At 67.7% G+C, this 20978-nt stretch carries 16 protein-coding genes; 10 read left to right on the top strand and 6 right to left on the bottom strand.

The window, feature by feature from the left end; translation table 11 throughout:
• Positions 1 to 174: 174 nt before the first annotated feature.
• The 7 genes from J7495_RS04735 to J7495_RS04705 all read left to right on the top strand — a co-directional run bounded on the left by J7495_RS04735 (position 175) and on the right by J7495_RS04705 (position 9758).
• Positions 175 to 297: a hypothetical protein gene (locus J7495_RS04735; RefSeq protein WP_294054928.1), complete on the top strand. Its 123-nt coding sequence runs from the start codon at positions 175 to 177 to the stop codon at positions 295 to 297.
• Positions 294 to 1325: an alpha/beta fold hydrolase gene (locus tag J7495_RS04730; protein WP_294054927.1), complete on the top strand. Its 1032-nt coding sequence runs from the start codon at positions 294 to 296 to the stop codon at positions 1323 to 1325. The genes J7495_RS04735 and J7495_RS04730 overlap by 4 nt, the downstream gene beginning before the upstream one ends.
• Before the next feature lie 281 nt (positions 1326 to 1606).
• Positions 1607 to 2566 (top strand): hypothetical protein, encoded by a 960-nt coding sequence (locus tag J7495_RS04725; RefSeq protein WP_294054926.1) that lies wholly within the window; start codon positions 1607 to 1609, stop codon positions 2564 to 2566.
• An 11-nt stretch (positions 2567 to 2577) separates the two neighbouring features.
• On the top strand, positions 2578 to 3057 hold the full coding sequence (locus J7495_RS04720) for a hypothetical protein (RefSeq protein WP_294054925.1): 480 nt from the start codon (positions 2578 to 2580) through the stop codon (positions 3055 to 3057).
• A 35-nt stretch (positions 3058 to 3092) separates the two neighbouring features.
• Entirely contained in the window at positions 3093 to 4184 is a 1092-nt protein-coding gene (locus J7495_RS04715; protein WP_294054924.1) for a hypothetical protein, read from the top strand.
• Positions 4185 to 4416: 232 nt separating this feature from the next.
• Positions 4417 to 9255, top strand: a complete 4839-nt coding sequence (locus J7495_RS04710; protein ID WP_294054923.1) for a hypothetical protein — start codon at positions 4417 to 4419, stop codon at positions 9253 to 9255.
• On the top strand, positions 9252 to 9758 hold the full coding sequence (locus J7495_RS04705) for a hypothetical protein (protein WP_294054922.1): 507 nt from the start codon (positions 9252 to 9254) through the stop codon (positions 9756 to 9758). Before J7495_RS04710 ends, J7495_RS04705 begins: the two co-directional genes overlap by 4 nt.
• On the opposite strand, the gene J7495_RS04700 is transcribed toward J7495_RS04705, so the two are convergent.
• From J7495_RS04700 to J7495_RS04675, 6 genes are all read right to left on the bottom strand, one after another.
• On the bottom strand, positions 9739 to 10020 hold the full coding sequence (locus J7495_RS04700; protein WP_294054921.1) for a hypothetical protein: 282 nt from the start codon (positions 10018 to 10020) through the stop codon (positions 9739 to 9741). The two genes, J7495_RS04705 and J7495_RS04700, sit on opposite strands and share 20 nt — an antisense overlap.
• 222 nt (positions 10021 to 10242) lie before the next feature.
• Positions 10243 to 11160: a cation diffusion facilitator family transporter gene (locus J7495_RS04695; protein ID WP_294054920.1), complete on the bottom strand. Its 918-nt coding sequence runs from the start codon at positions 11158 to 11160 to the stop codon at positions 10243 to 10245.
• The gene (locus J7495_RS04690; protein ID WP_294054919.1) at positions 11150 to 14422 is read right to left on the bottom strand and encodes a CusA/CzcA family heavy metal efflux RND transporter; all 3273 of its coding nucleotides are present in this window, start codon (positions 14420 to 14422) and stop codon (positions 11150 to 11152) included. Before J7495_RS04690 ends, J7495_RS04695 begins: the two co-directional genes overlap by 11 nt.
• Positions 14423 to 14425: 3 nt before the next feature.
• Positions 14426 to 15580, bottom strand: coding sequence for an efflux RND transporter periplasmic adaptor subunit (locus J7495_RS04685; RefSeq protein ID WP_294054918.1), 1155 nt, complete (start codon positions 15578 to 15580; stop codon positions 14426 to 14428).
• Positions 15577 to 16845 (bottom strand): TolC family protein, encoded by a 1269-nt coding sequence (locus J7495_RS04680; protein WP_294054917.1) that lies wholly within the window; start codon positions 16843 to 16845, stop codon positions 15577 to 15579. Before J7495_RS04680 ends, J7495_RS04685 begins: the two co-directional genes overlap by 4 nt.
• Before the next feature lie 66 nt (positions 16846 to 16911).
• Positions 16912 to 17247: a hypothetical protein gene (locus J7495_RS04675; protein ID WP_294054916.1), complete on the bottom strand. Its 336-nt coding sequence runs from the start codon at positions 17245 to 17247 to the stop codon at positions 16912 to 16914.
• A gap of 272 nt (positions 17248 to 17519) precedes the next feature.
• On the opposite strand from J7495_RS04675, the gene J7495_RS04670 reads away from it, so the two are divergent.
• From J7495_RS04670 to J7495_RS04660, 3 genes are all read left to right on the top strand, one after another.
• Positions 17520 to 18833, top strand: a complete 1314-nt coding sequence (locus tag J7495_RS04670; RefSeq protein ID WP_294054915.1) for an integrase family protein — start codon at positions 17520 to 17522, stop codon at positions 18831 to 18833.
• Positions 18834 to 19131: 298 nt separating this feature from the next.
• Positions 19132 to 19371 (top strand): helix-turn-helix domain-containing protein, encoded by a 240-nt coding sequence (locus tag J7495_RS04665; RefSeq protein ID WP_366810787.1) that lies wholly within the window; start codon positions 19132 to 19134, stop codon positions 19369 to 19371.
• Between the two features lie 147 nt (positions 19372 to 19518).
• Positions 19519 to 20898, top strand: coding sequence for an AAA family ATPase (locus tag J7495_RS04660; protein WP_294054913.1), 1380 nt, complete (start codon positions 19519 to 19521; stop codon positions 20896 to 20898).
• Positions 20899 to 20978: the final 80 nt, after the last annotated feature.

Below are 20978 nucleotides of genomic sequence, written 5' to 3'. Positions count from 1 at the left end.
GGACATCTCCGTAAATCCGGGAGATGCGCGATTAGGGGCTCCGTTCATTTGGAAGCGAGAGCGGCAAGAAGGGCCGCGCATATGGATTGCATATGGAGCGGCTTAAACCTGTGGATGATAGGCGCTGCCACGCCGTTCGGGATATTGCCGGCCCTCGATGTAACGGAGGCGTGCGTGGCGAACGAATTCACTTGGCTCAGCGACCGGGAACGCAGCGCTTTCCTGGGCATGGCGGTGCCCGCGAGCACGAGCCCCTTCGCACCCAAGGTCGCGCCCGCGCCGGACCAGCGCCGGTGACCAGCCGCCCCGCGCCGCTCGCCGAACCGGGGCGTCGCGACTTCCTCGGACTGGCGGCGCTCGCCGGTGTCGTTCCGCTCGCGCTCCCCACGCGCGCCGGGGCCGCACCGACTGCGCTGCCGCCGATCCCCTGGGGACCGCTCAAGCAGGTCGACGCCGGCGACCTCAGCGTCGCCTATGTCGACGAAGGCCCCCGCGACGGGGTGCCGGTGATCCTGCTCCACGGCTGGCCCTATGACATCCACGCCTTCGTCGAGGTCGTGCCGCTGCTCGTCGCGGCGGGGCATCGTGTGATCGTGCCCTATCTGCGCGGCTATGGCGCCACGCGCATCCGCTCGGCCGGGGCGGTGCGCAACGGCCAGCCGGCCGCGCTCGCCAGCGACGCGGTGGCGCTGATGGACGCGCTGAAGGTCGATCGCACCGTGCTTGCCGGGTTCGACTGGGGTGCGCGCACCGCGGGGATCGTCGCGGCGCTCTGGCCCGAGCGGGTCCGCGCGCTCGTCTCGGTCAGCGGCTATCTGATCGGGAGCCAGGCGGGGGGCAGGAAACCGCTGCCGCCGCGCGCCGAGCTGCAATGGTGGTATCAATTCTACTTCGCCACCGATCGGGGCCAGGCGGGGTATGAGGCCAACCGCGCGGCCTTCGCGCGGCTGATCTGGGAGCTCGCCTCGCCGCAGTGGCGCTTCGGCGACTCGGTGTTCGCGCGAAGCGCCGAGTCGTTCGAAAATCCCGATCACGTGGCCGTCGTCGTTAACAATTACCGGTGGCGGCTGGGGCTGGTCGACGGCGAGGCACGGTTCGACGCGATCGAAGCAAAGCTCGCAACCGGCCCCGCGATCGCGATTCCGACGATTACGATCGAAGGCGACGCCAATGGTGCACCGCACCCCGAACCCGAGGCCTATCGTCCCAAATTCACCGGCCGATACGAGCATCGGCTGCTTCGCGGCGGTATCGGCCACAATCCGCCGCAGGAAGCGCCGCGCGAATTTGCGGATGCAATACTCGCGGTTGCAGGCTGGTCTTGAGCAATCAAGCAGAGCGAAAGTCGAGTACAATAAAGAGACCAGTGATCGACCCCGTAACGATCGTGTCTGTTGCAATCGCGAAGCGTCCAGTGATAGACAACGTTATCATTCAAAACCGACTGAATTGAGAGGATTTTCCTCCATTTAGAGTGGTTTACTGAACCTTTCCGCCAACTACGTAGACTCCACATGGGTAACGTACGCTACTCGCGTTAGCGTGGTTGGAAATCATGGCTCCCTAATAGCTGGCCCTAGATGTTTCCGAACATGTGGGGTGTACGGTGTCGAATATTGGAGGTGGCCGGGTTTCCGCGCAGTGTAGGGGTGTCGCCCTTGCGCTGATCGCGGGCGGTTGCTTCCTCGATACTTCGGCCGCCTTCGCGCAGACCCGCGCCGGCACCACCATCGACAATGTCGCGCACGCGAGCGCGGACCTGACCGCGGGCAGCGCGCAGATCGATTCCAATCCGGTCAGCACGCGCGTCGCCGAGCTGCTCGACGTCCGGCTTTCCGCGCCCGCCACGGCGCTGCCCTTCATGCCCGGCCAGCGCACCGCGGTTGCCTTCACGCTGACCAATGCGGGCAACGGCGCGGAGTCCTTCCGTCTCGCCGCGAGCGTGCCCGGCTGCACCGTCGAGGGCTTCGCCGCCGATGCGAACGGCGACGGCGCCTATGACGTCGCCACCGACGCGATCTTCGCTCCCCCGGTCACCCCTGCGCTCCAGCCCGGCCAGTCGGTCGCGTTGTTCGCGCTGCTGCGCTGCGACGGCAATGCGAGCGTCGCGCTTGGCGTCTCCGCGACCGCGGTCACCGGCTCGGGCAAGCCCGGCACGCTGTTCCCCGGCGCCGGCGACAGCGGCGCCGACGCCGTCGTCGGCATGACTTCGGCCAGCGCGGGGCTGACCTTCACGCTCTCGCCCGGCGCATCCGCCGGCCCGACGCTCGAGAAGAGCCAGGCCGTCACCAATCGCCGCCAGGGCACCGCACCCTATCGCGGCGCGACGATCACCTACACGCTGGTCGCGCGCTTCCCGGGTGCCGCCTGGGCCGCGAGCGTGTCCGACCCGATCCCGGCGGGCACCACCTATACCCCCGGCAGCCTTTCGGTCGACGGCGTCGCGCTCAGCGACGCGGCCGACGGCGACGCCGGCAGCTTCGACGGCAGTGCGATCCATGTCGCGCTGGGCGACGTCTTCGCGCCGGTCGCGCGCACCATTCAGTTCAAAGTGACGATCCAATGAGGAGGAAGTCCATGCGTCATACCCTGTTGCTCGGCAGCCTGCTGCTCGCGCCCGCCATGGCCGCCCAGGCCGCGGCGCCGGCGGTCAGCCCGGTGCGGATCACCACGACGGTGCTCGCCGAAGCGCGCGAGGCCGGCCCGAACGGCACCACGCGCATCAAGCTGGTGCCCGCCAAGCGGGTCGTGCCCGGCGACCATGTCGTCTATCAGCTTTCGGTCACCAACAGCGGCAGCCAGCCTGCCGCCGGCGTGGTGATCGCCAATCCCGTGCCCGCCAACATGCAATATGTCGGCGTCGCCGGAAATTCGCCCGCGCCCGAAGTGTCGGTCGACGGGAAGAGCTTCAGTCAGCTCGCCACGCTCAAGGTCTCCGCTGCCGGCCGGGTTCGCCCGGCGGTCGCCGCCGACGTGCGCGTGGTTCGCTGGCGGTTGGCGCAGCCGGTGGCTCCCGGCGGCGCGGTTCAGGTCGCGTTTCGCGCCCTGCTGAAGTGAGCCCTCGTAAATCATCGTAATGGGGACAATTCGTCATGAGTATCAGTAAGTTGCGCAAGACGATGGTCTGCGGTGGCTCGCTCGCCGCACTCCTCGCCACGCCGGCTTTCGCCCAGTCGCAGACTGCGGCGGGCACCAGCGTGAACAACCAGGCCAGCGTCAGCTACGACGTCGGCGGCTCGACCCAGACCGTCTCGTCGAACGTCGCGACCTTCGTGGTCGACAAGAAGATCAACCTCGCCGTCGCCGAAGTCGGCGGCGCCGTCACCCAGACTGCGCTGGGCGCGACCAACCAGGTCACGACCTTCACGGTCACCAACCTCAGCAACTCGGTGCAGGACTTCCGCTTGGATCCCGATCAGCAGACGATCTCGATCCCGCTGCTCGGCACCGACAATTTCGACGTGACCAACATGCGCGCGTTCGTCGATTCGAACGGCAACGGCGTCTATGACGCGGGTGTCGACACGGCGACGTACATCGACGAGCTGGCGCCCGATGCCACCGTGACGGTATTCATCGTCGCCAACATCCCGAACACCCCGGGTGCCGACACCGCGATCGTCTCGCTCAACGCAGTCGCGGCGACTGGCGGCAGCACCGGCGTGCTCGGCGCCGACGTCGTGGCGACGTCGATCCTCACCGCGGACTCGAGCAGCACGGTGGAAATCGTGTTCGCCGACGGCAGCGGCCCGCTCGACCTCGCCCGCAACGGCCAGGGTCGCGCGTTCGACGCCTATCACATCTCTACTGCGGTGGTGACGCTCTCCAAGGCGTCACATGTCGTCAGCGATCCGGTGAACCTGCTTCTGAATCCGCATGCGATTCCGGGCGCAACCATCGAATATTGCATGACGATCGCCAATGCCGGCCCCGGCATCGCGACCAATGTGGCGGTGGCGGACAACGTGCCCGCGAACACCACCTTCGTCCCGGGATCGATCTCGGTCGGCACCGCCGGCCTGGGCTGCATCCTGCTCGGCACCACCGAAGACGACAACAACACGGGCAGCGACGAGTCGGACCCCTTCGGCGGTTCGTTCGACGGCACGACCGTTCGTGCCACGCTGCCGTCGGTCGCTCCGCTCACTTCGTATGCGGTCTCGTTCCGCGTCACGGTGAACTGAGCCTCCGCACTGGACTGAACCCAGCCTCCGGCGCGCGCCTTCACCGGCGCGCGCCGGATCGGGAACTTATATGCTGCGAACGTCGCATCTCTCGCGCCTGTGCAAGGGCGCCCTGGCGCTAGCCGCCGTCACCGCCTCCATCGGGAGCGCGGGGGCTCAGACGACGATTCGCAACACCGCCAGCCTTTCATGGACTTCCCCGTCCGGCCCCCAGTCGATCGCGTCCAACGAAGTGACGCTTGATCCTGTGAAGCGGCCGACGCAGATCAAATTCCGCCAGCTTCCGCCGGGCTATCAGTTCAGCCCTGCCAAATGCGCCACCGATCCGCGGCCGATCGCAACGCTCAGCCCGGTCGATGCCGCCCAGCTCGCCGCGACCGCGCCGCTCGAATCGCTCGACATCCAATATGCCCATGTGCTCGAGCTCGACGCGGAGGCGGAGAACTACGATCCGCTGGTGCGCGAGGACGCAACCGTGGTCGCGAGTGCCGGCGGCCGCACGACTTGGGTCGTTCTCCACGAGACCGGCCCCAATACCGGCGTGTTCGCCGCCGCCGTCCCTGCAACGCGGACCACGGGAACGCCCAGCCCGTGCGAGATCCGTCTGGCAGGCGTCAGCCACCTCACCGTGTCGTTCGAAGGGGACGAGGACAGCACGTCGTCGGTCGGCAACCTGCTGATCGATCCCGAAGGCTATGTGTTCGACTCGCGCACCGGCGACGTGGTGGACGGCGCGACGGTGACGCTCATCGACAATGCCACCGGCCAGCCCGCGGCCGTGGTCTTTGGCGATGACGGGGTCAGCCTCTACCCTTCGACCGTGGTCAGCGGTGGCACCGTCACCGATGCGAGCGGTCATGTCTATCAGTTCGACCATGGCAATTTCCGCTTCCCGCTCGCCCAGCCGGGAACCTATCGCCTCAAGATCACGCCTCCCGCGGGCTTCACCGCGCCCTCGGTCTATACGGCGGACGAACTGGCCGGCCTCAGCGGCCCGCCCGGACAATATCGCATCAGCGACGCCTCCTATGGCGGGACATTCACCCTGGCTTCGCCCGAGCCGGTGCATGTCGATGTCCCCGTTGACGACAAGCTGCGGCTCAACCGGCTGATCACCCAGATCAGCATCGAGAAGACCGCCTCGGTCCGCGACGCCTCGCCCGGCGACATGGTCCAGTACCAGCTCCAGATCCATTACAGCGGCCTGACGGCGACCCAGCCTGTCACGGTGGTCGATACGCTGCCCAAGGGCATGCGCTACCGCCCCGGATCCGTGCGCGGCGCGGCCGAGCCGACCATCGACGGCGACGGACGGACGATGCGCTTCGCGCTCGGCCCGCTGAAGGGCACCGGCACGCGCCAGGTCACCTATGTCGTGCAGGTCACGCCAGAAGCCCCGATGGGCGAGGCGGTCAACCATGCCCATGCCGAGATGCTCGGGCTCAGGACCGAAGACAGCAGTGCCTCGGTGCGGATTCATGCGCTGCTGTTCACCGATGCGCTGACGCTGATCGGCCGCGTCACCGAGGGCGGCTGCGGCGATCCCTCCAAGGGCCGCAAGGGCGTCCAGGGCGTACGTCTCGTGCTCGAGGACGGAAGCTTCACGATCACTGACAAGGACGGCCTCTATCACTTTGAAGGTGTTCGTCCCGGCACGCATGTCGTGCATCTCGACACCGGTGCGCTGCCCCCGGGCTACGCGCCCCAGGCGTGCGACCGCGACACGCGCAGCAACCGCGACGGCACCTCCCGCTTCGTCGAGGGCCAGGGCGGCAGCCTGCAGCGCGCCGACTTCCAGCTCCAGCGCGTAACGCTGCCGGCCAATGCTCAGACTCAGTCTGAAGTTCAGCCGGCCGACGACGCCACCGCCGCGGGCGGCAGCACCGACTGGGCTGCTGCTGCCACCCCAGGCAAGATCGACTGGCTGTTCCCCGATGCGACGCACAACCCGCGCTCGCCGGCAGTGCGCGCGGTCGTCCAGCACGCCATCGGCCAGGTCGTCGCGCTGACGCTCAACGGCAAGCCGGTCGACCCGCTGTCGTTCGACGGCACCGACGAGGATGCCGCCCGCGGCGTCGCAGTGTCGAAGTGGAGCGGCCTGCCGCTCGTCGACGGCGACAACCGCCTGCAGGCGCGCGTGCTCGGCCCGGACGGTGCCACGGTCGCCACGCTCGAGCGGATCGTCCACTACGCCAACACGCCGGCGCAGGCGACCTATGTCGCCGAACGTTCGAAGCTCGTTGCAGATGGTCTCAACAAGCCTTTGATTGCAGTGCGTATTGTCGACAAGGACGGCAAACCCGTCCGCGCCGGCACGCCCGTCGCCTTCCGCGTCGACCAGCCGTACACCGCGGCGATCGCCGATGCGGCCGAGCAGACGCGCCAGCTCGCCGGCCTCGACCGGACCGAGGCGACGGAGCGCGTGATCGGCGACGACGGCATCGCGCTGATCGCGCTCCAGCCGACCACGCAAGCGGGCAGCGCACACATCACCGTCCTCATGCCGGGCATGGATCACAACCAGCCGCGCACCTTCGAGATCAAGCCTTGGCTGGCCGCGCCGGCGCGCGACTGGATGATCGTCGGCTTCGGCAAGGGTACCATCGGCTACACCACGCTCGCGCGCCACAGCGTCGCGACGCGCAGCCACGACGTCGTCACCGACGGCCAGCTCGCGGTCTATGCCAAGGGCCGGATCAAGGGCAGCTGGCTGCTGACCATGGCCTATGACAGCGACAGGCGCTTCGACCGCGACCGTGGGCTGCTCGGCCGGATCGACCCGGACCGCTATTACACCGTCTACGGCGACGGCACGATCCAGGGCCAGGACGCGGCGACGCGCGGCAAGCTGTACCTCCGCCTCGAACGCCGCGATTTCTATGCCTTGTTCGGGGACTTCGAGACCGGCTTCACGGACACGCGCCTCGCCCGCTACAGCCGCACGCTGAGCGGCGGCAAGGCCGAGTTCGCCAGCGGCAACGGCCACATCACGATCTTCGCCGCGAAGGTCGACGAGCGCTACGGCCGCGACGAGATCCAGGGCAACGGCCTCTCGGGTCCCTATCGCCTGTCGGTCCAGGACATCGTGCCGAACAGCGACAAGATCCGGCTCGAGACGCGCAACCGCTATCGCTCCGAGCAGGTGCTCGACAGCAAGCAGCTGACGCGCCACATCGATTACGACATCGATCCGGTGGCGGGCACGATCCGCTTCAAGGAACCGATCCTGAGCCGCGACAATGCGCTCAATCCGGTCTTCATCGTCGTCGACTACGAGACCTATGGCCCGGGCAAGAAGCTGGCGGCGGGCGGCCGCGCTTCGCTCAAGCTCGCCGAGGGCAAGGTGGAGGTCGGTGCGACGCTGCTGCACGACGAGACGGTGGGCAACGCCACGGTCGCCGGCGTCGACATCAAGGTCCGGCCGACCGCCAACACCGAGATCCGCGCTGAAGCCGCCACCGGCGGGCAGGGCGGGCTGGGCACGGGTCGTGCGGTCTCGGTCGAGGTCGAGCATCACGGGCCGGCGGCCGACGTGCTCGCCTATGCGCGGCGCCAGGACCCGGGCTTCGGGCTGGGCCAGCAGAACCAGGCCGAGAGCGGCACGCAGAAGATCGGCGTCGACGGGCGGCTTCGCCTCGGCAAGCGGCTCAATATCGCAGGCTCGGCGTGGATGCAGGACGATCTGGTGAGCGATGCCAGCCGGATCGCGGTCGATGCACGCATCGAATATCAGCGCGAACACGGGAGCGTCTATGTCGGCGGGCAGTTCGCATCCGATCGGGGAATCGACGGCAAGAAGCGGGAATCGCAGCTTTTTACCGTTGGAGCCACGCAGCGTTTCTTCGGCGACAAGGTCGAGCTCAGCGGGCAGGGGCAACTCGCGATCGGCGGCCGCGACGAGAGCACCGACTTCCCGGCGCGCCAGCAGATCGGCCTCAGCTGGAAGGTCGCCAAGGACATCCGCCTGATCGGCGGCTATGAGATCGCCAAGGGCGATAGCTACACCGCGCATGCCGCGCGCGTCGGCTTCGATGTGTCCCCCTGGGCAGGGGCGCGGATCATGTCGACGCTCAACCAGCAGGCGATCGGCGAGAACGGCCAGCGCACCTTCGCGCAATATGGCCTCAGCCAGTCGCTGCCGGTGGGCAAGCGCTGGACGATCGACGCGACCGTCGACGCCAGCGGGACGATCTCGGGTCACGTCGACCCGGGCAGCGTCGTCAATCCCTTCCAGCCGCGCGCCACGGGCGGCGTGCTCGGCCAGGACGCGCGTGACGGCGACTTCGTGGCGGTCACGCTGGGGGCGACCTATCGCGCCGACCGCTGGAGCTGGACCGGCCGGGCCGAATATCGGACTTCGGACCTCAACCAGCGGATCGGCTTCACGAGCAGCCTGCTGCGCACCCTGGGCGAGGGTCGCACGCTGGCCTCGAGCGTGAACGCCTATCGCATCACCGACAAGGGCGGCGCGAAGACGTCGTTCGCGACGGGTGATCTGGCGCTGGCGATCCGTCCGCCAGACAGCCATTGGGCGGTGCTCGAGCGCTTTCAGCTGCGCCACGAGCAGGCCGATGCGGGTGCCTCGTCGAGCAATGCGCTGGCGGTGCCGACCTTCGCGATCGGCGACCAGTCGACGCTGCGCGCGGTCAACAACATCGCGCTCAGCTACCGCACCGGCGCCGAGGGCGATGCGCACGGGCTCGAGGTGAGCGCGTACTATGGGGCCAAGTTCGTCCGCGGGCGCTATTCGGACGAGCAATATGACGGCTTCATCGATGTGATCGGGCTGGAGATCCGCAAGGACGTCCGCCACAACTTCGACGTGGGCGTGTCGGCGAGCATGCAGCACAGCTGGACGAGCGGCACCAAGACCTTCGCGATCGGCCCGTCGGTGGGCTTCTCGCCGGGCGGCAACGCCTGGGTGAGCGCGGGCTACAACTTCACCGGCTATCGCGACCGCGACTTCGAGGACACGCGCTACACGCGTCAGGGCGCCTATCTCACGCTGCGTGTCCGCCTCGACAAGGACTTGCTCGGGATGGGCCGGCTGCTGGATGGAGATCGGAAATGACGAAGCGCCTCCGGCTCCTGCCGTTGCTGCTCCTGCTGCTCGCGGCGAGCCCGCTGACCATCACCAAGACCTCGTCGGTGGTCTCGGACCCGACGGGCCAGCTCTTCCCCAAGGCGATCCCCGGGGCAGTCGTCGATTATACGATCACCGTGGCCAATCCGGTGGCGAACTCGCTTTCGACGATCAAGACCGTGGAGATCAAGGACGCGATTCCGGCACGCACGACGCTCAGGGTCGCCGATCTGGGGGTGGCCAATTCGGGACCGGTCGCCTTCAGCGAGAGTCTGATCCCCTCGAGCGGGCTGACCTACAGCTTCCAGGGCATGTCGAGCACGATCGACAGCCTCTCCTTCTCGTCGGACGGCGGCACCACCTGGACCTACACGCCGACCGCCGATGCCAACGGCTATGATTCGAACGTGACGAACATCCGCGTGCGTCTGTCGGGCAACCAGACCGCGGGGAGCAATTTCTCTCTGAGGTTCAGAGTGAAAGTGAAATAGTGCCTTCAAGGCACGGGTAGACGAGTGGAAGCTCGTCGAGGGCCTTGGGCGGGTCTGCGACGGTCTCGATCATCACATGCGCGCCGGCGTCGAGCAGACGCTTGCGCGCCGCCTCGACGCGCGATCGGCTGGGTCGAGCGCTGCGAGCGCCTCGCGCGACCGGCCGACGGCATTGCCGCTGATCCTCCACATGCCGGTGCCCCGGCTGGTCCGCGGGCGTCTCGCCGGCGGCCGCCGTGTCGATGGCTTCGCCGGAACTCAAGGGTCTTGATTGGAGCTCCCGCCACGACGGGGGTAGCGCCGCCACGGCCGCAGGGGCGAGGGCACTGGCACGCCCAACTCACCGGCACGGCCGCGAATGGCGTCCTGTCGCCGACCCATCGCGCGCGCGATGATGACCGGTGGCTCGCGGGCCTCGATCCGGCGGAGCAACTCCGCGTCATCTTCCTCGGTCCAAACGCGCGGCGATCGGCCTTTATCCACCTCACGCATGGAGATGCTCGCCGCCGTCGCACGGCTCGCTCGCGCCTTCGGTCTGGATCGTGACATGCTCGATCGCGAACCGCCGGCCCATCACGTCTGCGACCGCCTTGCGCACCACGTCCGGATCGGCGTCTTCGGCCAGCGTCACGTGCATCGTGCAGCTGACGTCGTCGTTCGCCATCGACCAGACGTGGAGGTCGTGGAGCCCGTCGACACCCTCCACCGCGGCGATCGCGGAGCGGACTTCGGTCAGCGTCAGGCGCGCAGGGACGCCTTCGAGTAGGACGTTGGTGGTGTCGCGGAGCAGGATCCAGGTGCGCGGCAGCACCCACAGGCCGATCCCCACCGCCACCACCGGATCGACCCAGGTCCAGCCCGTGAAGCGGATCGCCAGCGCGCCGAGGATCACCCCGACCGAGCCGACCATGTCGGCCCAGACCTCGAGATAGGCGCCCTTGACGTTGAAGCTGGCGTCCTTGCCCGCGGTGAGCAGGCGCATCGAGGCGAGGTTCACGACGAGGCCGATCGATGCGACGGCCAGCATCCCCCAGGACTGCACCGGCTCGGGATCGGCGAAGCGCCGGATCGCCTCGACGAGCACATAGACGGCGATCGCGAAGAGCAGCACGGCGTTGAAGGCAGCAGCGAGGATCTCCAATCTGCGATAGCCGAAGGTACGGCGCTCGTCGGCGGCGCGTCGGCCGAGCCGGATCGCCATCAGCGCGATCACCAGTGCCGCGACATCGGTGAGCATGTGCGCCGCGTCGGAAAGCAGGGCGAGGCTGTTGAACCAGAAGCCGCCCACCACTTCGGCGACGAGATAGGTCGCGGTGAGCGCCAGCGCCCAGCCGAGCATCCCGGCATTGGCACCGGCGGTGTGGCCGTGGGCATGCCCGGCGCCCGCAGGGTCATCCGCCATGGTGGTTTTCTCCGTGATGTTGCGAAAGCCCTGGTTCGGCGAAGTCGTTCCCGTCGTGCGGCGGGCGTCGGCGCTCGGCCACCGCCAGCACGACCCTGGCGATGGCCGGCAACACCAGCAGCGTGAGGATCGTCGCGGCGACGAGGCCGCCGATCACCGTGGTGGCGAGCGGCTTTTGCACCTCGGCGCCGGTGCCGTGCGCGAGCGCCATCGGCACGAAGCCGATCGCGGGCACGAAGCCGGTCATGACCACCGCGCGCATCTTTTCGGCCATGCCCTCGCGGATCGCCTGCGTGAGTGCGAGCCCGGCTTCGAGCCGCTCGCGGATCGCCGTCATCACGACGAGCCCGTTTAGCACCGCGACGCCGGCGAGGCAGATGAACCCCACTGCCGCCGAGACCGAGAAGGCGATGCCGGTCAGCGCGAGCGTGAACACGCCGCCGGCAAGTCCCAGGGGCACGGCGAGAAACACCGCTGCCGCGCGACCCAGGCTGCCGAGCGCTACGTGGAGCAGCCCGAAGATCGCCGCGAAGCAGATCGGCACGACGATCGAGAGCCGCTGCGAGGCCGCCTGGAGGTTCTGGAACTGGCCGCCCCATTCCAGATAATAGCCCGCCGGCAGCTTGACTCGGCCGACCTTGGTCATCGCTTCCTCGACGAACGAGCCGGCGTCGCGCCCCTGGAGGGTCGCCTGGATCACGACGCGGCGCTTGCCGTTCTCGCGGGTGACCTGGTTGAGCCCGTCGGTGAAGCGGATCTGCGCGACCCGGGCGAGCGGCACCGAGCGGCGCGGCTTTCCCTCCTGCTGGGGGAGCAGCACCGGCAACGCGAGCACTTCGTCGAGGTTGGCGCGCGTCGCCTCGGGCACGCGCACCGCGATCTCGAAGCGCCGGTCGCCTTCGAAGAGCAGGCCCGACTCCCGCCCGCCCATCGCCGAGGCCACCGTATCGGCGACTTCCCTGACGGTGAGTCCGTAGCGCGCGATCGCCGCGCGGTCGAAGCGGACGTCGAGCGTCGGCGCGCCGCCGGTCTGGTCGGCCTTGACGCTCGCGGCGCCCTTGATGCCCTGGAGCACGCGGACGATCTCGTTCGCGGACGCCGACATCCTGTCGAGGTCGTCGCCGTAGAGCTTGATCGCCACGTCGCCGCGCACCCCCGCGATCAGCTCGTTGAAGCGAAGCTGGATCGGCTGGCTCATTTCGTAGAGGTTGCCGAGCTGGCCGGCGGCCGCCTTGCCGATGCGGGCGATCACATCGGCCTTGGTCCTGACGCCGGCAGGCCATTGCTCCTGCGGTTTCAGGATGACGAAGCCGTCCGAGATATTGGGCGGCATCGGGTCGGTCGCGACTTCGGCGGTGCCGGTCTTGGAGAACATCAGCTCGACTTCGGGGAGCTTCGCGATGGCCGCCTCGACCTTGCGCTGCATCGCCAGCGACTGATCGAGATTGACCGAGGGCACGCGGGTCGAGGCGAGCGCGATGTTCTTCTCGTCGAGCTGCGGGATGAACTCCGAGCCGAGCAGGCCGAACGCCGGGATCGCCGCGAGGAAGAAGGCGAGTCCGCCGAGGATGAACGGCCAAGGCTTCGCGATCGCCTTGTCGAGCAGCGGCAGGTAGCGCGCCTTCGCCTTGCGGATCAGCCACACCTCCTTCTCGGCGACGCGCCGGCGGATCAGCAGCGCGACCAGCGCCGGGACCAGGGTGAGTGCCAGGATGAAGGCGGCGACGAGCGCGAGCATGATGGTGATGGCCATCGGCGAGAAGGTCTTGCCCTCCACCCCGGTGAACATCAGTAGCGGCGCGAAGGCCAGCAGGATGATCGCCTGGCCGAACACCGTCGGCTTGATCATCGCCTGTGCGGCCCGCCTCGTCTCCTCGAGGCGTTCGGGAAGCGTCAGCAGCCGCCCCTCATGCGCCTGGCGATGCGCGAGGCGGGCCAGGCAGTTCTCGATGATGATCACCGCGCCGTCGACGATCAGGCCGAAGTCGAGCGCGCCGAGGCTCATCAGGTTTCCGGGCACGCGGAACGCGTTCATGCCGCAGGCCATCATCAGGAACGAGAAGGGGATCACGAGCACCGCGATGATCGCCGCGCGCCAGTTGCCGAGCAGCAGGAACAACGCGGCAGCGACGAGCAGCGCGCCTTCGGCGAGGTTGCGCTCGACGGTGGAGACGGTGGCATTGACCAGCTTGGCGCGGTCGAGCACGACCCGGACCTCGATGCCGGGTGGAAGCGTCTTGGCGACCAAGTCGAGCTTGTCGTTGACCGCCTGCGCCACGACGCGGCTGTTCTCGCCGATCAGCATCAGCGCGGTGCCGACCACCGCCTCGCTGCCGTTCATGCTCGCGGCGCCCGTGCGCAGGTCCCCGCCGACCTTCACCGTGGCGATCTGCCCGACCGTCACCGCAACCCCGCCGCGCGTCGCCGCGACGGCGTTGCGGATCTCGTCGACCGAGCGGATGCGCGCATCGGCACGCACCTGATAGGCTTCGCCGCCCCTGTTGAAGAAGTTGGCTCCGACCGCGAGGTTGGCATTCTCGAGCGCTTCGCCGAGCTCACTGTAAGAGATGCCGTAGGTCGAGAGCTTCACCGGATCGGGCTCGACCACGAAGGTCTTGGCGTAGCCGCCGATCGAATCCACGCCGGCCACGCCCGCAACGGTGCGGAGTTGCGGCCGGATGATCCAGTCCTGGACGGTGCGGAGGTAGCCGGCCTTGGCGACCTCGTCGGTTAGCCGCTCGCCCTCGGGGGTGAGGTAGCTTCCGTCGGTCTGCCAGCCGGGCTGGCCATCGACTTTCCCGGCGCCCTTGCCATCCGCATCGGCATAGCCGACCGTGTACATGACGACTTCGCCTAGACCCGTGGTGACCGGGCCGACTTGCGGCTGGACGCCGGCCGGCAGGCTCTCCTGCGCCTGGACGAGCCGCTCGCCCACCTGCTGGCGCGCGAAATAGAGGTCGGTCGAGTCCGAGAAGATCGCGGTCACTTGGCTGAATCCGTTGCGCGACAGCGAGCGCGTGGATTCGAGGCCGGGGATGCCCGCGAGCGAGGTCTCGACGGGCAAGGTGACGAGCTTCTCCATCTCGATCGGGGAAAGTCCGCGGTCGACGACATTGATCTGCACCTGCTTGTTGGTGATGTCGGGGACGGCGTCTATCGGCAGCCTGGTCAGCTGCCAGGCCCCGATCGCGGCCACCGCCAGGAACAGGAACAACACCGCCCAGCGGGCGCGCACGGAGAGCGCGATGAGATTGGCGATCATCGCTCAGTCCTCCTCGCCCGCGCCCTTGCCGAGCTCGGCCTTGAGCAGGAATGCGTTGCGCGTCGCGATGCTCCGGCCGGACCGGAGGCCGGAGAGAATCTCGACGCGGCCGGCGCTGCGCTGGCCGATCGTGACGGGCACCGCGCGGAATCCCTGCGCCGTGCGCACGAACACCGCGTCGCGACCGTCGACGGTCTGGACCGCATCCTCGGGCACCACGATCGCCCTCGAGAAATTGCCGCGGCTCGGCACCAGGCGGACGCGCACGCCCAGCCCGGGCTGGAGTCCGCCGGGCACGTCGAGCACTGCGGTGGCCGATCGGGTCTCGCCGCTCAGCGTCGGGGTCACCGCGCGCACGCTTGCCTCAACGGTCGTGCCGTCGGGCAACTCGACGACCGCGCGATCACCGGGGGCGATGCGCTGTGCCTCGGCCGGGCCGACCGCCGCCTCGATCTGGATCTTGGCCGGATCCGTAACCCGGAACAACTCGGTTTCGGGCTGGACGAAGGCGCCAAGGGTACTCGTCGAGCCCGTGACGCGACCCGAGATCGGGCTGGCGACGATCACCCCGCGCCCGTCGCCGGTGACATTGGCGGCGCTGGCGGCCACCTGCGCACGCCGCGCTTCCGCCGCCGCGGCTTCGGCTTCGGCCTGCGCCTTTTCGAGATCGACCCGCGCCGAGACGCGCTGCTCGTAGAGATATTGCTCGCGCGCCAGCGCCCTGCTGGCGAGCGCCGCCCTGGCGTTGGCCGAGGTGCGCTCGGCCGTGATCTGGGCGGCATCGCGGCTCTCGACGATCGCCAGCGTCTCGCCCGCGCGGACCGGATCGCCGAGCCGCTTGTAGAGGCGCGTGACGGCGCCGCCCGCGCGCGCGGTGACGATCGCCTCGCCGTTGGGCGAGGCCGTGACCACGGCCTGCGACACGATCTCGGCACCCAGGCCGCCGGCATTCACGGCCTCGACGCCGATACCGGCACTTCGGACTGCGCCTTCGGCCATGACGACCGTGTCGGCCGGTGCTTCGGCCTTGCCGGGCTCGGTCGCAGCTTCTTCGGCGGGTGGCGTGGCGGTGCAGCGGGCAAGGGCGAAACCGCCGACGGCCGCGAGCAGGACGGCGCCCGCGGCGCCTCCCAGGAGGCGCTTGTCGTGATAGTTCATCGATTGTCTCCGGAAAGCTGGGGCGCGGGCGCGGTCAGGCGCGCTAGCCGGGCCTCGGCATCGTGATAGGCAGCGAGCGCGTCGATCTGCGCAGCGCGGGTCTCGGCGAGGGTGCGTTCGGCATCGATCAGGACGATCTGGTCGAACTTGCCCTGGCCATAGCCGATCCGCGCGATGCGGGCGGCTTCCTCGGCGGCGGCGATTGCCGGCTCCGAGGCGCGAACCGAGGCTGCGGCATTGTCGCGGTCGGCGATCGCCGCCGAGATCTGCTGGTCGACCTCGATCCGCGCTACGCGGACGCGAGCGTCGGCCTGGTCCCGCTCGGCACGCGCCTGCGAGAGTGTCGCGCGGCCGTTATTGAAAAGGGGCAGCGGTATCGAGATCCCGAACACCATCGCCTGGTCGTTGGTCGCTTCGATCCGCCGCGTGCCCGCGCTCAATGTGAGGTCGGGCACGCGCTGTGAGCGCGCGAGCCGCACGTTCGCGTCGGCGATCCCGAGATCGGCCCGCGCCGCCGCGAATGCGAGCGTGTCTTCCACGGGCATCGGCGCATCGGGGCCCGAGGCGGGCAGCGTCGTGCGATCGAACCAGGCGGTGTCGAGCGGGCCGGCGATCGGCTTGCCGACGAGACGCTCGAGGGTTGCACGCGCTAGCATCATCGCTCGCTCGGCGCGTTCGACTCCGGTCCGGGCGTTGATCTGTTGGACCTGCGCGCGCTGCCGGTCGATCGGCGATGCATAGCCGACGTCGACCCGATCGGTGGCGACGCCCAGCGCGTCGCTGGCGATCCGCAGCTGGTCGCGCGCCACCGCCAGCCGCCGCTCGCTCGCGACGGCTTCGATATAGGCTTGGGTGACGTACAACCTGAGGTCGCCGAGCGCGATCGCGGCCTCGAGCCTCGCCCGGCTAAGTCGCGCATCGGCGACGCCCACCCGGGCGCCACGCTTGCCGCCGAGTTCGAGCGGCAACGAGAAGCCGACCGTCGTCTCTGACTCGCCGATCCCGCGATAGGGACCAGTGCCGGCGACATTCTCGGTCTCGAACGAGATCGAGGGATTGGGCCTGAGTCCGGCGATGTCGCGCCCGGCCTCGGCGGCGCGGATCCCGGCGCCGGCGGCTTCGGTGGAAGGCGACGCCGCGCCGGCTTGCGCCAGCGCCTCGTCGAGCGTGGTGACGTCTCCCGCACCGATCGGTGGGGACATCTGCGCCTGCGCGATACCCGCGCAGGACGCCGCGGCGAGCAACGCCGCGAAGACAATTCTCATGAATGGAAACTCCTGACCAACACGGCGGAACCCGCGCGGCACGGCGGCCACGCGGGAGCGTGAAGGTCAGGCTTGCGGCGGCCTCAGCGCGGGATCGGCGGTGGCGAAGGCAAGGCCGCGGATTCGCGCGGGGACCGGCTGCTCGCGGACGTCGTCGTGCCAGAGCGGACTGCCGCTGTCAGTCTCGGCCGCGACGTGGTGGCCGTGGCAGACGCCATGGTGGTGCGGATAGCCCTTGTCGGCGTCGGCGGGGACTTCATCCTTGTCGCCGTCGAAATGTCCGGCCTCGACCGCGCTCGCCGCATCGACGCACCCCAATTGCTCGACCGCATGCGACGCAGAAGCCGCGAACAGCGACAGGCAAAGCGCGAGAGCGAGGAAGAGGGCCGTGAGGCGACGCATCGCAGCGGCCATAGCATCGACCGGCGGGCGATCCAACCGGCATGGGTCGAGCGGGCGTGTGGGAGGAGAATGGTGGACGCACTAGGGCTCGAACCTAGGACCCGCTGATTAAGAGTTTGGGAATCGGGTGCCGGTGCTAGATTGCGACAGCTTATTCTAGCTTGTTAGACCATTGATAATCAGTGACTTAAGCCGTTGCTATTTTGTGGTGGATTGTCGTAGCTATTCCTTGGTTGCTAGAAATACGCTAAATTCTAGCTCTGGAGGATAGCATGGCGAAGATCACGAAGACCTTCGTGGACAAGGTTCAGCCGCCCGCCTCGGGCTATGACGTGCATTGGGATGACACGGTGAAGGGCTACGGTCTGCGCGTCTCCGCCCAGGGGAAGCGCGTGTTCATCGCGATGGGCAGGGTGCTCGGCAAGCCGATCCAGTTCACTATCGGACCCTATGGCGTGCTTACCGAGGACAAGGCGAGGAAGCGCGCCCAAGCGGTTCTTCAGGACATGCGCGAGGGTATCGACCCGCGCGACGCCAAGAAGGCCGACGAGGCGATGAAGGTGACGCTGGGCGACGTTTGCACCGCCTATGTCTCCCGCCCCGGTAAGCTCAAGGTGAGCACGAAGGACGAATACCAGCGCCACGTCGATAAAGTGTTCGCTTCGTGGAAGGACAAGCCCATCGTCGCGATCACCGAGGACGATGTACGCAAGCGCCACCGCGAGATTGTCGAGCAGGGGCTTGAGGGCAAGAAGGGTGCCCCGGCCAGCGCCAACGCCGCCATGGTCACGCTGCGCATCCTCATCAACTTCGCCGGTCGCCAGTACCGCCGCGCTGACGGAACGCCGTTGGTGCGGCACAACCCGGTGGACGTGCTGAAAGATCACTGGGCGCCGCTGGGATCGCGCACCGAGCGCTATATTGATCGCCGCAAGATCGGCGAGGTTTGGAACAAGCTGCACGAAGCCCGCGCGAACCCGAAGAACCGCGACGCGCTTGCCGGTATCGACCTGACCCTGTTCCTGCTCCTGACCGGCGCTCGCCGCGACGAGGGCGCGACGCTCACGTGGGAGAAGGTCAACATTGATGACCACGACCCGTCCAACTGCTGGTGGCACATCGACGACCGCAAGCGGGGCGACCCGATCTGGCTGCCGCTCTCGTCCCAAGCCGTCGCGCTGCTCAAGAAGCGCCGGGCGGCAGTCGATGAGGACATCGCCGAGGGCAAGACCGTCAGCCCGTTCGTATTCCCGAGCTGGTCGAAGGCTGGCCACATCCGTGATGCTCGCGCGCCGATGGAGACGATCAGTGGCATTGTCGGGAAGCACTTGTCGCTCCACGACCTTCGTAGGTCGTTCACGAATTACGCCATGCGCGAGTGCCTGATCGAGAAGTTCCGCACCGATCTGCTCACGGGCCACAAGCCCGCGCAGGAGGACATCACCGCTCGGAACTACCTCGACCTGGCGCACCTCGACTGGCTCCAACCCGAAGTGCAGCGCATCGCGGATTGGATCGAGCAACAGGCCGTGGTCGCCGCCAGCAAGAACGTTGTCCAACTGCCCGTCGCTGGCGCTGCCGCGTAGCCTCGCGTACAGCGCTGACGGTCGCGCGCCGCCGGTGTAGGGGCGGCAAGCCCCCGATCGCGCCCCACGCCGCCCGGTAGCGGCCCGGCTGCGCCGCAGCCCCGACTAGCTGTCCCACCGCGAGCCGCATTTTCTCAAGTACAGCCACCCCGCAGCGTGCTATAAGCTGGGGCAAGCACGCTCCATCCAGCGCGGAGCGCGCTCATATCGGGTTCGGCTTCCGAACCGTTCACCCCATTTCCGCTCTGGGTCACCCGCGGTCCACGCTGGATTGTACGGGTGATTTGCCGTGAGTGACATGACCTTCGACCAGCTCTGCGAGCTGTTCGCCTACGCGCCCAAGGGGCGCCCCCTCGACACCAAGGAGGTTGCGGAGATTCTCCGCATCCATCCGAACACGCTCGACCAGTATCGGTTTCGCGGCGAAGGGCCCCGCTTCTTCAGCCCGCCCGGCACGCGCCGGGTCTGGTACGCCGAGCTCGACGTGCTGCGGTGGCTCGCCTCGGGGGCGAAGCAGAGCACGAGTGAGGCGGCGTGATGCCGACACTTCCGAAGAGCAGGCAAATGTTCTGCGCGCGCGCAAAACGCGCCGGATGCGAGAGGGCCGGGGACAAATCCCCTCATCCCCGACCCTCCACCAGCAGCATCAGCCATCGGCCCGCAACCGACCAAGATTGAGGTAGAGATGACCGACAACACCATAGGGCGGGCCGCTGAAGGTCCGCAAACACCCGCGCCGCTGTCACCCAATGCCCCGGAGTGGATGCGAGAAGCGCAGCAGCGGGCAGAGCTGGGGCAGTCCGCTCCCACGATCCTCACGCCGGAAGCAGACCGGCAGCGATCCGCGGAGATGATGGAGAATTACCGCAAGGGTGAGGAAGCGGCTCAGAAGCGAGAGGAGACCGCGCTCAAACGCGAAATGGTGAAACGCGGCATGTCTCCCGACGCGAGTACCGGACCGCGCCAGCTTGTCGGGCGCGAGCTTGGTAGCGTGCAGATGCACGCAATCGAGTGGCTTTGGACCGGCTGGATTCCGAAAGGATACATCACGATCTTCGCTGGCGAGACCGGCGCGAGTAAGTCCACCCTCCTTGCCGACATCACGGGCCGCGTAACGACCGGCGCTCCGTGGCCGGGTGAGTTCGATTGCCCGAATGCACGGCGGGCACCCGAGCGAGTGTTGTGGCTCGGCAGTGAGGACAGCATGGAGGAAATGACGATCCCACGCCTCGTTGCTTGTGGCGCCAACCGCAGCAACGTGGTCGAGATTCAGGGCGTCATGCAGCAAGGGAAGCGCAACACCTTCTCCCTGCAGGACGACCTTGAACAAGTGGCGGATTGGCTAGCGAGAGCGAAGGCAGAAGGCCTCCCATTCGCGATGCTCGTGATCGACCCGGTGACAAGCTACCTTCCCGGTCAGAAGCTGCGGAGGGTGGATCTCAACGACGCTGGGCAGCTCCGCACCGTGTTGGAGCCGTGGCTGATCCTCGCCCAGACGCACAACGTCGCTATCGTCTGTGTGACGCACTTCGCGAAGGACACGAACCGCGCCATGCTGCATCGTGTCCTCGGTTCCGCCGCGTTCGCGCAGACCTGCCGCAGCCTGTGCGCGGTGATTGAGCAGCCGACGCGTGAGGACGAGGAGCCGGACCCGCACGCCAAGGTGCTGATGCAGGTGAAGGTGAACCTGCCCGAACATCCTGGGGGTGCATGGAAGTTCCATACCGAGCGGGTCGAGGTCGGCACTGATCACAGGAACGGCAAGCCCGTGTATGCGACGCGCCCCGTTTGGGATGAACTGGACAGCGCCCTGACGCCGAACAGCATGGTCGGCAAATCGCGCGGACCCAAGAGCCGATACGAGCTGACCTTCTCGCTATGGCTGCAGGCGTTCATGCTGACCCGCCCGACCGAGCAGTGGCTTCCGGTCAGTCTCGTGAAGCAGGTCGCGCTCGATCAAGGGGCTGCATCCGAAAGTTGGTGGAACAAGCACAGCAGTGACCACATGCAGAAGGAGAACATCAACGGCGTGTGGATGTGCCGACCCAAGGCTAGCCCGGCATAGAGACTGGTAGGGTGGGGAAAGTGGGGGCAGTGCAGTAAGGTGGGGAAACTGGGTGAAGTGCTAGCAAGTCCTCACTTTGC

The sequence above is a fragment of the Sphingomonas sp. genome, assembly GCF_017745215.1.
In the GTDB taxonomy this organism is placed as follows: domain Bacteria; phylum Pseudomonadota; class Alphaproteobacteria; order Sphingomonadales; family Sphingomonadaceae; genus Sphingomonas.
This window is presented reverse-complemented; position numbering and strand designations above follow the sequence as displayed.

Excerpts from the sequence above, each read along its gene's own strand:
- J7495_RS04720 (WP_294054925.1), top strand. The coding sequence starts at position 2,578 with ATGCGTCATACCCTGTTGCTCGGCAGCCTGCTGCTCGCGCCCGCCATG.
- J7495_RS04715 (WP_294054924.1), top strand. The coding sequence starts at position 3,093 with ATGAGTATCAGTAAGTTGCGCAAGACGATGGTCTGCGGTGGCTCGCTC.
- J7495_RS04705 (WP_294054922.1), top strand. The coding sequence starts at position 9,252 with ATGACGAAGCGCCTCCGGCTCCTGCCGTTGCTGCTCCTGCTGCTCGCG.
- J7495_RS04695 (WP_294054920.1), bottom strand. The coding sequence starts at position 11,160 with ATGGCGGATGACCCTGCGGGCGCCGGGCATGCCCACGGCCACACCGCC.
- J7495_RS04690 (WP_294054919.1), bottom strand. The coding sequence starts at position 14,422 with ATGATCGCCAATCTCATCGCGCTCTCCGTGCGCGCCCGCTGGGCGGTG.
- J7495_RS04685 (WP_294054918.1), bottom strand. The coding sequence starts at position 15,580 with ATGAACTATCACGACAAGCGCCTCCTGGGAGGCGCCGCGGGCGCCGTC.
- J7495_RS04680 (WP_294054917.1), bottom strand. The coding sequence starts at position 16,845 with ATGAGAATTGTCTTCGCGGCGTTGCTCGCCGCGGCGTCCTGCGCGGGT.
- J7495_RS04675 (WP_294054916.1), bottom strand. The coding sequence starts at position 17,247 with ATGCGTCGCCTCACGGCCCTCTTCCTCGCTCTCGCGCTTTGCCTGTCG.
- J7495_RS04670 (WP_294054915.1), top strand. The coding sequence starts at position 17,520 with ATGGCGAAGATCACGAAGACCTTCGTGGACAAGGTTCAGCCGCCCGCC.
- J7495_RS04665 (WP_366810787.1), top strand. The coding sequence starts at position 19,132 with ATGACCTTCGACCAGCTCTGCGAGCTGTTCGCCTACGCGCCCAAGGGG.
- J7495_RS04660 (WP_294054913.1), top strand. The coding sequence starts at position 19,519 with ATGACCGACAACACCATAGGGCGGGCCGCTGAAGGTCCGCAAACACCC.